Genomic DNA, 13,509 nt, shown 5'->3' on the forward strand with positions numbered 1-13,509 from the left:
GCGCGTTGCGCGGCATTCAAGCGTTGACTGGGATGCAAGCTGGACGTTAGCGTCGTCCGTACAACCGAGATGGGCGAGACCACGTCATGCCGAGCCCCCGCCGCCTGCTGGTCGCCACCGCCGCGCTTGCCGCGCTGATCGGCCTCGCGCCGCCTGCAACGGCGCAGGATCGCACCATGGTCATGGCCATGGTCTCCACGCCGCGCGGCTTCGATCCCGATATCTGGGTGCCCGGCCAGATCGAGGCCTCGGTCAACGTCTATGAGGGGCTGACACGCTTCGCCACGCGCCCCGGCGCCAATGGCCGCACGGAAGTCGATCCCGGCCGCGTGGAGCCGCATCTCGCGGAATCCTGGACGGTGTCGGAGGACGGGAAGGAATACGTCTTCCGCATCCGCCCCGGCATGCGCAGCCATTTCGGCAATGAGCTGACCGCCGCCGATGTCGTCTGGACCTTCGAGAAATCGAACGCGCAGCGCCGCACCGGCCTCTTCATCCGCAACGTCGCGCTGATCGAGAGCGTGGAGGAAGTCTCCCGCTTCGAGGTCCGCTTCCGGCTGAAGGAGGCGAACCGCATCTTCCTCAGCGTGCTGACGCTGCACATCCCCGCGCTGTTCGACAGCACGGAGGCGAAGAAGCACGCGACGCCGGAGGATCCCTTCGCCGCGCGCTGGCTCGGTTCCAACACCGCGGGCTTCGGCCCCTATCACGTGGAGAGCGTGACGGCGGGACAGCAGGCGATCTTCGTCCTCAACCGCGGCTACCAGTTCGACCGCCCCTTCTACAGCCGGATCGTGTGGCGGGAGGTGCCGTCCCCGGCGACGCGCGTCGCGCTGGTGCGTACCGGCCAGGTGCAATACGCGGAGCAGATCCCGCTGCAGCAGATCGCCGACCTGCGGCGTGACCGCAACGTGCGCGTGGAGAGCGTCGCGGCACCGGGCAGCGCCACCGTGCGGATGAACCCGCGCATTGCGCCCTTCACCGATGTGCGCGTCCGCCAGGCCGTCGCCTATGCCACCGACTATCGCGCGATCGGGGAGGCCGTGTTCCTCGGCCTCGGCACGCGCAGCCGCTCCATGCTGAACCCGCCGATCCCCGGCGCGATCGACGCCTATACCTACGAGACCGACTATGATCGCGCCAAGACGCTGCTGGCGGAGGCCGGGCACCCCAACGGCCTCGACGTCACGCTGGAATACAGCACGAACTGGTGGTGGGAGGAGCCGCTGGCGCTGCAGATGCAGGCGAGCCTGGCGCGCGCCGGCATCCGCGTGACGCCGCGCCGCATCCCGGCCACCGAGATCACCGCGCGCCGCGCCGTGAATGTCTGGTCGCTGCCCTTCATGACGCACCTCACCTCCTCCTTCGTGCCTGATCCCTCCTACAACATGTTCCTCACGGCGCATTCGCGCGGCGGCTCCAACGTGAACGGCAACAACAACGCGGAACTCGACGGCCTCATCGACGCCTCCGTCAGCGAACGTGACGATGCGCGCTGGCTCGACATTGTCGCCCGCGCGCAGCGCAGCCAGGCGGAAAGCGCCACCTTCGTCGAGACCTTCCTGCCCGGCACGCATGAGGTCTTTGCCGCCTGCATGGAGGGCTTCATGTGGCGGCCCCATAACCGCCTGGTCTGGAAGGATTTGGCCTGCCGCCGGTGAGCATCACCCGCTTCCTGCTGCGCCGCCTGCTGGTGGCGGTGCCGGTCCTGCTCGGCATCCTCTTCCTGACCTTCATGCTGGTCCGCATCGGGGACCAGGACCCGGTGGCGATGCTGGCGGGGCCGATGGCGGATGCGCCGATGCTGGCGCGCATCCGGGCGGAGCTGATGCTGGACCAGCCGCTGCTGACGCAGTTCTGGGGCTACCTCACAAGGCTTGTGCAGGGCGACCTCGGCATGTCCTGGCAGGGCAATGCGGCGGTGACGAAGGAGATCGCGACGCACCTGCCCGCCACGCTGGAACTGGTGACACTCGCCGTCGGCATCGGCGCGCTGGTCGGCGTGCCGCTCGGCCTGCATGCGGCGGAACGCCCGAATGGGTGGTTCGACCAGCTGTCGCGCTTCGGCTCGCTCTTCGGCTTCTCGCTGCCGACCTACTGGCTCGGCCTGATGGCGATCTTCGTCTTCTTCTTCCTGCTGGGCTGGGCGCCGGCGCCGATGGGTCGCGTTTCCATGATGGTGACGCCACCGCCCGTCGTCACGGGATCGGTGCTGATCGACAGCATCCTGGCCGGCAACGGGGAGGCTGCGTGGTCCGCAGCCTCGCAACTCGTCCTGCCCGTCGGCTGCTTCGCCATCGTCGCGACCGCGCCCATCATCAAGCACACCCGCGCCATCGCGATCGAGGTGATGGGCAGCGACTACATCCGCTACGCCCGCGCCTGCGGCTTCCCCCGCCGCGTCATCCGCCGCATCGCGCTGCGCGCGGCCCTCGTCCCCGTCATCACCTTCGTGGGGTCGGAGTTCACCTCGCTACTCGCGGCGGCAAGCCTGATCGAATTCGTCTTTGCCTGGGGCGGGCTTGGCCATTGGGGGCTGAACGCCATCCTGCTGGGCGATTTCGCGGCGGTGCAGGGCTATGTGCTGACCCTCGCCATCGCCTCCGTCATCATCTTCGCGCTGGTCGATCTCATTGTCCTGCTGCTCGAGCCGCGGGCGCGGGCATGAGTGCCACCACGCTGGACCGCGTCGTCGGCACCGCGCGCCGCAGCCCCACCTTCGCGGTGGGCTTCGGCATCATCCTGGTTTTCGCGCTGCTGGCCGCCTTCGCCGACATCCTCGCGCCGATGCCACCGACGCTGTCTCATCCCTATGAGACGCTGAAGCCGCCCGGCTCCGGGCCCTTCCTTCTCGGCACCGATGGCAACGGGATGGATGTGCTGTCCCGCGTCATCCATGGCGCGCGCTACGCTTTCGGCATCGCGCTGCCCGCGGGTGCCATCATGGCGGTGGTCGGCATCCCGCTTGGCCTTATCGCGGGCTGGCGCGGGGGATGGGTGGATGAGGTGCTGCTGCGCGTGCTGGACGTGCTGCGCGCCTTCCCGACCATCATCCTCGCACTCGCCATCGTCGCCGCCACCGGCCAGGGTTTTCTCAATGTCATCCTGGTCGTGGGGTTTCTCGACAGCCCGATCTTCGCCCGCATTGTGCGGGCGGAGGTGCTTGCCTTGCGCAACGCCACCTTCGTTCGTGCCGCGGTCGCGGCCGGCAATCCGGAATGGCGCGTGCTGCTGGTGCATATCCTGCCCAACGCCATCCTCGGCGCCACGGCGCAGCTGCCGCTGCGCATGGCCTGGGCGGTGCGCATCTCCGCCACCCTCGCCTTCATCGGCATCGGCGTGCAGGCGCCGGCGCCGGAATGGGGCGCCATGATCCGCCAGGGCGCGGAATACGTGATCTCCGGCGAATGGTGGGTCGCGCTCTTCCCGGGCCTGGCACTCATCGCGATGGTGCTCGGGCTCAACCTGGCCGGCGATGGGCTCTCCGACCTCCTCGACCCCAAGCGCCGGGCGACGGGCAAGTGAGGCTGCTGGAGGTCGAGGACCTGCATGTGGAATTCGCGGCCCGAGGCCTCGACAACCGCGTCCGCGTCGCCCGCGCGCTCAACGGCGTCTCCTTCACCGTCGATGCCGGTGAGGTGGTGGGCCTGGTCGGTGAGACCGGCGCGGGCAAGTCGCTGACCGCCCTCGCCGCCATGGGCCTGCTGCGCGCCCCCGCCCGCATCCCGCAGGGCTCCATCCGCTTCGAGGGCCAGGACATCCTGGCCATGTCCGATCGCGAACTGGAGAAGATCCGGGGACGGCGGATGGCGATGGTGGTGCAGTCGCCGCTCACCTCGCTCGATCCGCTGAAGCGCATCGGTGACCAGCTGGTGCGCATGCAGCGCGTCCACGGCACGGCGCGCGGGGCCGAGGCGCGCGCGCGGGCGGAAGCGATGCTCGCCGCCGTGCGCATCCCCGACCCCGCGCGCCGCATGCAGGCCTGGCCGCATGAACTTTCCGGCGGCATGGCGCAGCGCGTGCTGATCGCGATGGCGCTGGTGAATGAACCGGCGCTGGTCATCGCGGACGAACCCACCACGGGCCTCGACGTCACGGTGCAGGCGCAGGTGCTGGATACGCTGCGGGACCTGGTGCGGGCGCGCAACCTGGGCGCGCTGGTCATCACGCATGACCTCGGCGTGGTCGCGCATTACTGCCAGCGCGTCGCGGTGATGTTCGCCGGCCGCATCGTGGAGGATGGCCCGGTCGCGGAGGTCTTCGCGCGCCCAGCCCATCCCTACACCCAGGCGCTGATCGCCAGCACGCCGGGCCGCATCGCGCAACTCGGCTACACCGTCACGGGAGGCACGCCGCCCGACCTCTATGACCTGCCGAGCGGCTGCCTCTATCGCGACCGCTGCCCGCGCGCGACCACGGCCTGCCTCGCGCCACCGCCACGGATCGCGCTGGACGCGACGCATGGTGCCGCCTGCCACTATGCGTGGGAGGCCGCATGATGCTCGATGTCCAGAACCTCGTGCATCGCTTCCCCGGCGGCGTGAACGCGGTGAACGACGTCTCCTTCTCCATCGCGGCCGGGGAGACGCTGGGCCTTGTCGGCGAATCCGGCTCCGGCAAATCCACCATCGGGCTGCTCGTCACCCGGCTGCTGGCGCCGACGGGCGGCACCATCCTGTTCGAAGGCGAGGACATCACGCGCCTGCCGCCCGCCGCGCTGCGGAAGCTGCGCGCGCGGTTGCAGATCGTCTTCCAGGACCCTTGGGGATCGCTCAATCCGCGCATGACCATCGGCCGCCTGCTGGAGGAACCGCTGGCGCTGCACACCACGCTGGACAGCGCGGCACGCATCGCGGAGGCGCGACGCCTGGCGGATCGCGTGCGCCTGCCGGCGGCGTCGCTCTCGCGCTATCCGCATGAACTCTCGGGCGGCCAGCTGCAGCGCGTCTCCATCGCCCGCGCGATCGCCAATCGCCCGAAGCTGGTCGTGCTGGATGAGCCGACCTCCTCGCTCGACCTCTCCGTCCGCGCGGGCATCCTGCAATTGCTGGATGAGCTGCAGCGGGAGACGGGGATCGCGATGCTGTTCATCAGCCACGACCTGGAGACGGTGCGCCTCGTCTCCCACCGCGTCATCGTGCTCTATCTCGGCCGCATCGTGGAACAGGCACCCGCCGCGACGCTGTTCGACAACCCCGCGCATCCCTACACGCAGGTCCTGCTCTCCGCGCATCTGCCGCCCGATCCCGCCATGCGGCTGCGGCGGCATGAGGTGACGGGCGAGATTCCGTCCCCCATCAACCTGCCGCCCGGCTGCTTCTTCGCCGGACGCTGCCCCGTGGCGTTGCCTGCCTGCACGGCCGCGCCGCCACCCGCCATCGCGCTGGAGGCCGGCCATAGCGCCGCCTGCCTCCGCATCGCCGATGGCACCAACATCATCGATCCTGTCGAGGAACGCGCATGACCGTCTTCAACCCCGCCGCCACGAAAACGGGCTACGGCGCCATCGACATCGTGGTGAACGTCTTCACCCCCGAAGCCTTCGCCGAGGGCCGCATCCCCACCGATGGCCGCTTCCGCGAACAGGTTCGCACCAAGGCGGAGGATCGCCGCGGCGTCTCGATCGAGGATTACCTCCGCAAGATGGATGCGGCGGGCATCGAGCGTTCCTTCCTCATCGCCGTGCGCTGCGGCGACCTCCGCGTGAAAGGCTCCGTCGAGATCCCCTATGAATGGGTGCGCGACATCTGCGCGAAGTATCCGGACCGCTTCAGTGGGCTCGCGGGCATCGATCCCACGCGCGGCATCAAGGGCCTGAAGGAACTCGACGTCGCCATCAAGGAATACGGCTTCGTCGGCGGTCACCTCTATCCGCACTGGTTCGGGGAGGCGCCGGACAGCGCGATCTACTACCCCTACTACGCCCGCTGCGCGGAGCTGGAGGTGCCGATCATGATGCAGGTCGGCCACTGCCTGGTCTACCAGCAGGATCGCCGCCTGCCTTCCGTCGGCCGCCCGATGACGCTCGACAAGGTCGCGATCCATTTCCCGGAGCTGACCATCATCGGCATCCATCTCGGCTATCCCTGGACGGATGAGATGATCTCCTGCTGCACCAAGCATCCCAACGTCTACATGGCGGGCGATGCCTATGCGCCGAAGCACTGGCCGCCGCAGGCCGTGCACTACGCCAACACCTATGGGCAGGACAAATTCCTCTTCGGCACGGACTGGGCGGTGATCGACCCGGAACGCGCGATGAAGGAGATGCATGAGTTGAACTTCCGGCCGGAGCCGCTGAAGAAGATCCTGCGCAACAACGCCATCAACATCTTCAAGCTGGCCGACAAGCCGGCATGAGCGACCTGGCGGCGGCGCTGCGCGACCTACTCGGGGAGGCGCATGTCGCGACCGACGAGGCCGCCTGCGCGCTCGCCGCCTCCGACCTCTTCGAATGGCCCGATGCCGTGCCGGCGCTGCTGGTGATCCGCCCTGGCAGCACGGAGGAATGCGCCGCCGCGCTGCGGATCGTGGCGCAGCATGGCGCGCCCGTCGTGCCGCGCGGCGCGGGGCTCTCCTACACCGCGGGCGTCGTGCCGGCCGCGCCCGCGGTGGTGGTGGATACGGCACGGCTCGATGCCATCCGCATCGATGCCGCCAACCTCACCGCCATCGTCGGCGCCGGCACCACCTGGCAGAAGCTGGCAGAGGCGCTGGCGCCGCATGGCCTGCGCTCCGCCCAGGCCTCGCCCATTTCGGGCGCCGCCAGCACCATCGGCGGCGTCGCCGCGCAGAACCTGCCGGGCAGCATGGACGGCATCGTCGGGCTTGCGGTCGTGCTCGCCGATGGCAGCGTCGCGCGCACCGGCGCGCTGGCGATGCGGGAGGAGCCGCGCTTCTGGCGGAACATGGGGCCGGACCTCACCGGCCTGTTCCTCGGGGATTGCGGCGCCTTCGGCGTGAAGACGGAGATTGCCCTGCGCCTGGCGCCGGAACGTGAGGCCGCCTTCGCTTCCTTCGCCTTCGAGGATGGCGCCGCAATGATGGGCGCGCTTGTCAGCATCGCGCAGAAGGGCCTGGTCGCGCGGGCGCTGGCCATGGACCCGGTGCGCGGCCGATCCGCGACGAAGGTCGAAGCGGGCGAGGCGCTGCGCACCGCCGCCGCCGTAGCCGCCCGCGCGGGCTCCGTCATGCAGGCCATGCGCGACGTCGCGGGCCTGGCGCGCGCGAAGCTGGCCGATCCCGCCTGGACGCTGCACCTGACCGCGGAGGGCGTGACCACCACCGCGGCGGAAGCGGGCATCACGGCCGCGCGTTCCATCGCGCTGGCCGCTGGCGGTCGCGAGACAGACGCCGCCATCCCCCGCGCGCTGCGCGCCCGCCCCTATTCCATCCGCGGCTTCGTGGGCCCCGATGGAGAGCGCTGGGTGCCCGTGCATGGCATGCTGCCGCTCGGCACCGCGCAGGCCTGCCTCGCAGCGCTGGAGGCGCGCCTGCCATCGCTGCACCTCGCGGAGCACGGTATCAGCGTCAGCCACATCATCTCCTCGCTCGGCGCCTATGTGACGATCGAGCCGATGTTCTACTGGCGCGATGCGCTGGACCCGCTGCACCTTCAGCACCTCAGCGAGAAGAACCGCGCCCGCTTCGGCGCCTTCCCCGCCAATCCGGCGGCCCGCGCCGTGGTGCGCGATGCGCGCAAGGCGCTCGCCGCGGTGATGGATGCGCATGGCGCGGTGCACGCGCAGATCGGCCGCCACTACGCGCTGGCGGAGCGCATGACGCCGGAGGGCGCGGCGCTGCTGCGCCAGGTGAAGGCCATGCTGGACCCGGATCGCCGAATGAATCCGGGCGCGCTGCTGCGGGGGGACACGCCATGAGGATCACGAAGCACTTCCTGACCGTGGGCCAGCGCCGCGTCCATTACACCCGCGCCGGCGCGGGCCCGGCCGTCTGCCTGCTGCATGCCTCGCCCTGCTCGGCCAAGGTGCTGCGCGATCCGCAATCCGTCTTCGCGGGTTCCTTCACCGCCTTTGCCTTCGACACGCCCGGCTTCGGCCTTTCCGACCTGCTGCCGCTGGAACAGCCGGAGATCGAGGACTTCGCCGATGGCCTCGCGGAGGCGCTGACCGTGATGGGCGTGGAGCAGGCCGCGACCTATGGCCGCCACACCGGCGCTTCCATCGCCGTCGAATACGCGCTCCGCCATCCCGATCGCTGTTCGATGGCGCTGACCGATGGCTTTCCGGTGTTCTCCGTGAAGGCGGCGCAGGAGCGGCTGTCGAAGTATCTCCTGCCCATCGTGCCGTCCTGGGATGGCAGCCACCTCGTCTGGCTCTGGTACCGCTACCGCGACCAGCACGTCTTCTGGCCCTGGCATAACCAGACTCTCGCCTTCCGCGCGGATACCGATGCGCCCGACACGGAGTTCAACCATCGCGGCGTGCTGGAATTGCTGGAAGCCGGCGATGGCTACCGCATCGGCTACAGCGCCGCCTTCCGGCATCGGGGGCTGGAGGTGCTGCCGGAACTCCGCGTGCCCGTCTGCTTCGGCAACCGCCCCGGTGACAGCCAGCACCGCACCATGGCGCAGTATCCTGCGACGGCGTGGCAGGAGGAAATGCCGCGCGACCCGCTGGCCGCCGCGGCCGTGGAGCGCCAGATCCTGTTGCGTCATCCCGCGCGGGGCGAGCCGCCGCCACCGCCGATGGCGACGCCCATCGCGGGCCGAAGCACTACCAACTACCTGACCATCGGCGATGCCCAGGTGCTGGTGCGCGTGATGGGGGACATTCACGCGGCGCCGCCGCTGGTCATCGCGCCGCATGTGCCGGGATCCTCTGCGCTGTATGAGGATCTGCTGCGGGCCCTCGATATCCCCGCCATCAGCTTCGATCCGCCGGGCCATGGCGAGAGCGACGACGGCGCGGTGCAGTCGCCCGAAGCCTGGGCCGCGACGCTGTGGCAGGTCTGCGATGCGCTCGGCGTCGCGCAGGTGCATCTGCTCGGCCACAACAGCGGCGCCGCCACCGTGGTCGCGGCCGCCGGCGCAAGACCGGATCGCGCGCTGTCCGTGCTGCTCGATGCGCCCATCGCGCTGCCCGCCAGGCTGCGCGCCGCATGGGCCGATCGCTGGGCGCCGGATGTCACGCCGAGCTGGGACGGATCGCATCTGCTGAAGATGTGGCACATGCGTCGCGACATGGGGCTCTGGTTCCCCTGGTGGGATCGGCGCCTGGCGAACGCGCGTGCCGTGGAGCCGCGCATCGAGCCAGAGCGCCTGCAGATGGAGATCCGCGAGCAGGCCAAGAACCCGCGCAGCTTCGCCCCCGCCTGGCGCGCCGCCATCGCCTGGCCGCTGCCGGAACGCCTGGCCGCGCTGCCGCATCGCATCGCGCTGCTGGCGGCGGAATCGGATCTCTTCGTGCAGTGCCTGGCCGATGCCGCCGCGGTGCGTCCGGAGGCAGCGGTCCACCGCTACGGCGAGACGGTGGCGGAACGCGCCGCGGCGATCCGCTCGGCCCTGTCCCGCTAGATGCCCTTCGACGCGATCTTCCGCCTGCATCGCCGCACGCGGCCGGACAAGACCGCCATCATCGATGGCGACCGGCGCATCGACTATGCGACGCTCGACCGGATGATCGATGGCGCCTGCCACGCGCTCCACGCGCGCGGCGTGCGGCGGGAGATGCTGGTCGGCCTCGGCCTTGGCGACCATGCGGAGCATGTGGTCGCGATGATCGCGCTGGCGCGGCTTGGCGCCGTGATCCTGCCGATGGATTGCCGCTGGCAGACGGAGGAGAAGCACCGCTTCGCGGAGGCCTTCCAGCCCGACATCGTACTGCTGGAAGCCGAGGACGCTGCGCTGCCCATGGCGGGTTGGCACGGCATGCAACCCGGCTGGATCGCGCCATCCGACACGCCCTACCACGACGCTGCCATCACCGATGACAGCCCGCTGGTGCTCTCGCTTTCCTCCGGTACCACGGGTCTCCCCAAGGGCCCGCGCGCGACGCATCGGCAGTTCGAGGCGCGCTTCATGGTCTACTGGCTGAACATGGGCCTGAACGCGCAGGACGTGTATGTTTCCGTCACGCCGCTCTATTTCGGCGGCGGCCGCGCCTTCAACCTCGCCACGCTCTTCGCCGGCGCCACCATCTCCGTCCTCTCGCCGCGCACGAAGGTCAGCGCGCTTTCCGCGCATCTCGCCGCGATCGGCGGCACGGTGCTGTTCCTGGTGCCGACCATGATCCGGCGCCTGCTGGACGAGAAGCCGGCATCGCTCGCCTTCCCGACGCTGCGCGTCCTCATCTCCTCCGGCTCCGCCCTGCATCCGGAGGAACGGATCGCCATCCGCACGCAGCTCACGCCCAACCTCTTCGAGTTCTATTCCTCGACCGAAGGCGGCGGCGTCTCCATCCTCACCCCCGCTGATTGCGAACGCCATCCCGACAGCGTCGGCCGCCCCGGCTTCCGCGTCGAGGTCGAGATCGTGGATGAGCATCACGCCCCGCAGCCCCCCGGCACCATCGGCCGCCTGCGCTACCGCAGCCCCGCCTCCGCCCGCGGCTACTGGCGCGCGGAGGATGGCGACGCCTTCCGCGACGGGTGGTTCTACCCCGGCGACCTGGCGCGGCTCGACGAGGAGGGGTTCCTCTATCTCCATGGCCGCGCCAAGGACATGATCATCCGCGGCGGCGTGAACATCTATCCGCAGGACATCGAGCGTGTGCTGCGCGAGCATCCCGGCATCCGCGACGCCGCCGTCACTGGCGCACCGTCCCGCGAGATGGGGGAGGAGGTCGCCGCCTTCATCGTCGCCGACTCCGGTGTCAGCGACGAGGATCTGCGCGCCCACTGCCGCGCCGCGCTGGCGCCCTACAAGGTGCCGAGCATCATCCATCGCCTGGCCGAGTTGCCGCGCAACGCCGGCGGCAAGGTGGTGAAGGCGGAACTGCTGACGCTGCTGAACCCAGGAGCCCGATCATGACCCAGGCCATCCCGCGCCGCCTGCTGCTCGGCGCCTCGCTCGCTTCCCTCGCGACGCCTGCGCTGGCGCAGGGCGCCTGGCCGGCGCGCCCCATCCGCTTCATCAGCCCCTGGCCGCCCGGTGGCCCCGCGGACCTGATCGCGCGCCCGATCATCGAGAAGGTGAGCCAGGCGCTTGGCCAACCCGTGGTGCTGGAAACGCGGCCCGGCGCGGGCGGCACGCTGGCCGTCGCCTCCGTCGCGCGCGCGGCGCCGGATGGCTACACGGTGCTCTTCTCCCAGGCCGGCCCCAATGCCATCACGCCGGCCTTCCGCAGCGTGCCCTACGATCCCATCAAGGACTTCATCCCGGTCACGCAGCTGGTTTCCTCCGGCCTCGTCTTCGTCATCCGGCCCGGCATCGCGGCGACCAACGTGGCGGAGCTGGTGAACGTCGCGCGGTCCTCGAACCCCGGCCTGAACTTCGGCTCCATCGGGCCTGCCAGCACCACGCATCTGGCAGGGGAGATGTTCATGCGCGCCGCGAACATCAACCTGCTGCACGTGCCCTATACCGGCTCCACCCAGCCCATCACGGACATGCTCGCGGGCCGCATCGACATGGGCTTCTGGAACATCGGCGCCGTCATGGGCTTCATCCAGTCGGGCCAGCTCCGGCCGCTGGCGGTGACCACGCTCGGCCGCAGCAGCCGCCTGCCGGATGTGCCGGCGATGGCGGAGACCTATCCGGGCTTCGAGATGAATTCCTGGTACGGCGTCCACATGCCGGCCGGCACGCCACAGCCCATCATCGACCGCCTGCACACGGAATTCGTGGCCGCTTTGCGCGCCCCCGATGTCAGCGCGCGCCTGGTCGAGGCCGGGCTGGAGATCGAGGGCACGAGCCCCGCGCAATTCGCGCAGAAGATCGCCGCGGACCTGCTCCGCATGCAGGAACTGCAGCGCGCCACGGGGCTGCGCGCCGAATGATCCGCCGCGGCTTCACGGAGATCGCGGAAGGCCAGGTGCATTACCGCACGGCCGGGCAGGGCGGCGTGCCGCTGGTGATGATGCATGCCTCGCCGGGGTCGGCGAAGCTGCTGGAACCGCTGATCGGCGCCTTCGGGCAGCGCCGCCGCACCATCGCCTGCGACACGCTCGGCAATGGCGATTCCTGCGTGCCCGGCACGAAGGACACCACCATCGCCTATTTTGCCGATGCCCATCTGCGGGCGCTGGATGCGCTGGGCCTCGATCGCTTCGACCTCTACGGCAGCCACACCGGCGCCAACATCGCGGTCGAGATCGCGATCGCCGCGCCGCATCGCGTTCGCCGCCTGGTGCTGGACGGTGTCTCGCTCTATGCGCCGGCGGAGCGGGCCGACATGCTGGTGCATTACGCGCCGGGCGTGACGCTGGACCAGAACGGATCGCAGCTGTCCTGGATCTGGAACTTCGTGCGCGACGCCTACCTGTTCTGGCCCTGGTACAAGCGGGATGCCGCGCATCGAAGGCCGCTCGGCCTGCCCTCCGCGGAGGAGCTGCACGACAAGGTGGTGGAGGTGCTGAAATCCGCGCGGACCTATCACCTCAGCTACAACGCCGCCATCGGCTACGACAAGGAACCGCGGCTCAAGCTGGTCACGGTGCCGACCCTGCTGGCCTGCGCGCGCAGCGACATGCTGTTCGAATACTTCGACCGCGTCCGCGCGCTGATGCCGCAGGCGGAGCCGCTGGTCACCAACGGCACCGGCAACCCGAAGGCCTTCGCGGAGACGATCGGCGCCTTCCAGGCCTTCTACGACCGCGGCTAATCAGGAAGCCGGTTCTGGCTGCATCACGCCGGCGGGCAGCACCACCCGCAGCGCCACGTCGCGATCCGCCCGCAGATGCAGGCGCATCAGCTGCTCCGCCTCCTCCGCCTTGCCCGCGACCAGCGCATCGATGATGTGCCCGTGTTCCAGCAGCGCGCGTTCGACACGGCCGTGGCGCAGCGTCAGCAGGCCGAAGCGGTGCACCTGGTCGCCGAGCTGCCCCATGAATTGCGAAAGCCGCGAATTGCTGGCCAGCCCGATGATCCGGCTGTGCATCAGCACGGAGAAGTCGTAGGCGGCACGGAGACGCCCCGCCTGCATGTGGGACACGGCCTCCCGATGATCCGCGCGCAGCGCCTCCGCATCCGCGGGGCCCATGCGTTCGGCCGCGACGCGGACCGCGAAGCCCTCCAGCTGTTCGCGTAGCTGGTAGACCTCGACGATGTCCTGGACCGACAGCTCGGAGACGATGATGCCGCGCTGGGGCAGGATGCGCACCAGGCCGCCGCTCGCCAGTTCTCGCAGCGCCTCCCGGATCGGCGTGCGGCTGATCGCGAGTTCATCGGCCAGCTGGTTCTCGCTCAGCAGCGCGCCGGGCGCATAGCGGCTGTCCAGGATGCCCTGCTTGATCGCGTCATAGGCCTGCTCCCGCAGGCTCCGCGGTGCTTCCCCGCCGGTGCCCTTGCCCCGTGTCATCGCCCGTCCGTCATCCATGGCCGATCCCATG

The 13,509-nt window shown here is 69.8% G+C and carries 12 protein-coding genes; 11 read left to right on the forward strand and 1 reads right to left on the reverse strand.

All coding sequences use genetic code 11. The features are described from left to right. Positions 1-86: 86 nt before the first annotated feature. The 11 genes from G3576_RS23595 to G3576_RS23645 are packed head-to-tail and all read left to right on the forward strand — an operon-like array spanning position 87 to position 12,782. Positions 87-1,661, forward strand: a complete 1,575-nt coding sequence (locus G3576_RS23595; RefSeq protein WP_164696927.1) for an ABC transporter substrate-binding protein — start codon at positions 87-89, stop codon at positions 1,659-1,661. Then, the gene (locus tag G3576_RS23600) at positions 1,658-2,668 is read left to right on the forward strand and encodes an ABC transporter permease (RefSeq protein WP_164696928.1); all 1,011 of its coding nucleotides are present in this window, start codon (positions 1,658-1,660) and stop codon (positions 2,666-2,668) included. Before G3576_RS23595 ends, G3576_RS23600 begins: the two co-directional genes overlap by 4 nt. Continuing rightward, positions 2,665-3,525, forward strand: a complete 861-nt coding sequence (locus G3576_RS23605) for an ABC transporter permease (protein WP_164696929.1) — start codon at positions 2,665-2,667, stop codon at positions 3,523-3,525. Before G3576_RS23600 ends, G3576_RS23605 begins: the two co-directional genes overlap by 4 nt. After that, entirely contained in the window at positions 3,522-4,499 is a 978-nt protein-coding gene (locus tag G3576_RS23610; protein WP_164696930.1) for an ABC transporter ATP-binding protein, read from the forward strand. The genes G3576_RS23605 and G3576_RS23610 overlap by 4 nt, the downstream gene beginning before the upstream one ends. Beyond that, entirely contained in the window at positions 4,496-5,464 is a 969-nt protein-coding gene (locus G3576_RS23615; RefSeq protein WP_164696931.1) for an ABC transporter ATP-binding protein, read from the forward strand. Before G3576_RS23610 ends, G3576_RS23615 begins: the two co-directional genes overlap by 4 nt. After that, positions 5,461-6,360, forward strand: coding sequence for an amidohydrolase family protein (locus tag G3576_RS23620; RefSeq protein ID WP_164696932.1), 900 nt, complete (start codon positions 5,461-5,463; stop codon positions 6,358-6,360). Before G3576_RS23615 ends, G3576_RS23620 begins: the two co-directional genes overlap by 4 nt. Further along, complete coding sequence (locus G3576_RS23625; protein WP_164696933.1) at positions 6,357-7,880, forward strand: FAD-binding oxidoreductase; 1,524 nt, start codon at positions 6,357-6,359, stop codon at positions 7,878-7,880. Before G3576_RS23620 ends, G3576_RS23625 begins: the two co-directional genes overlap by 4 nt. Next, on the forward strand, positions 7,877-9,535 hold the full coding sequence (locus G3576_RS23630; RefSeq protein WP_164696934.1) for an alpha/beta fold hydrolase: 1,659 nt from the start codon (positions 7,877-7,879) through the stop codon (positions 9,533-9,535). The genes G3576_RS23625 and G3576_RS23630 overlap by 4 nt, the downstream gene beginning before the upstream one ends. After that, a complete protein-coding gene (locus G3576_RS23635) occupies positions 9,536-10,990 on the forward strand; it encodes a class I adenylate-forming enzyme family protein (RefSeq protein WP_164696935.1) in 1,455 nt (484 codons plus the stop codon). Further along, positions 10,987-11,958, forward strand: a complete 972-nt coding sequence (locus tag G3576_RS23640) for a Bug family tripartite tricarboxylate transporter substrate binding protein (protein ID WP_164696936.1) — start codon at positions 10,987-10,989, stop codon at positions 11,956-11,958. The genes G3576_RS23635 and G3576_RS23640 overlap by 4 nt, the downstream gene beginning before the upstream one ends. Next, positions 11,955-12,782, forward strand: a complete 828-nt coding sequence (locus G3576_RS23645) for an alpha/beta fold hydrolase (RefSeq protein ID WP_164696937.1) — start codon at positions 11,955-11,957, stop codon at positions 12,780-12,782. Before G3576_RS23640 ends, G3576_RS23645 begins: the two co-directional genes overlap by 4 nt. Here the strand turns inward: G3576_RS23645 and G3576_RS23650 are convergent, their stop codons facing one another. Beyond that, entirely contained in the window at positions 12,783-13,496 is a 714-nt protein-coding gene (locus tag G3576_RS23650; RefSeq protein WP_164696938.1) for a GntR family transcriptional regulator, read from the reverse strand. Positions 13,497-13,509 lie beyond the last annotated feature (13 nt).

It is taken from the genome of Falsiroseomonas algicola, from assembly GCF_011040385.1.
Lineage (GTDB): Bacteria > Pseudomonadota > Alphaproteobacteria > Acetobacterales > Acetobacteraceae > Falsiroseomonas > Falsiroseomonas algicola.

Bases quoted from the DNA above. Each gene is read 5' to 3' on its own strand.
- G3576_RS23635 (WP_164696935.1), top strand. From the start codon at position 9,536: ATGCCCTTCGACGCGATCTTCCGCCTGCATCGCCGCACGCGGCCGGAC.
- G3576_RS23620 (WP_164696932.1), top strand. From the start codon at position 5,461: ATGACCGTCTTCAACCCCGCCGCCACGAAAACGGGCTACGGCGCCATC.
- G3576_RS23625 (WP_164696933.1), top strand. From the start codon at position 6,357: ATGAGCGACCTGGCGGCGGCGCTGCGCGACCTACTCGGGGAGGCGCAT.
- G3576_RS23615 (WP_164696931.1), top strand. From the start codon at position 4,496: ATGATGCTCGATGTCCAGAACCTCGTGCATCGCTTCCCCGGCGGCGTG.
- G3576_RS23605 (WP_164696929.1), top strand. From the start codon at position 2,665: ATGAGTGCCACCACGCTGGACCGCGTCGTCGGCACCGCGCGCCGCAGC.
- G3576_RS23645 (WP_164696937.1), top strand. From the start codon at position 11,955: ATGATCCGCCGCGGCTTCACGGAGATCGCGGAAGGCCAGGTGCATTAC.
- G3576_RS23650 (WP_164696938.1), bottom strand. From the start codon at position 13,496: ATGGATGACGGACGGGCGATGACACGGGGCAAGGGCACCGGCGGGGAA.
- G3576_RS23630 (WP_164696934.1), top strand. From the start codon at position 7,877: ATGAGGATCACGAAGCACTTCCTGACCGTGGGCCAGCGCCGCGTCCAT.
- G3576_RS23595 (WP_164696927.1), top strand. From the start codon at position 87: ATGCCGAGCCCCCGCCGCCTGCTGGTCGCCACCGCCGCGCTTGCCGCG.
- G3576_RS23640 (WP_164696936.1), top strand. From the start codon at position 10,987: ATGACCCAGGCCATCCCGCGCCGCCTGCTGCTCGGCGCCTCGCTCGCT.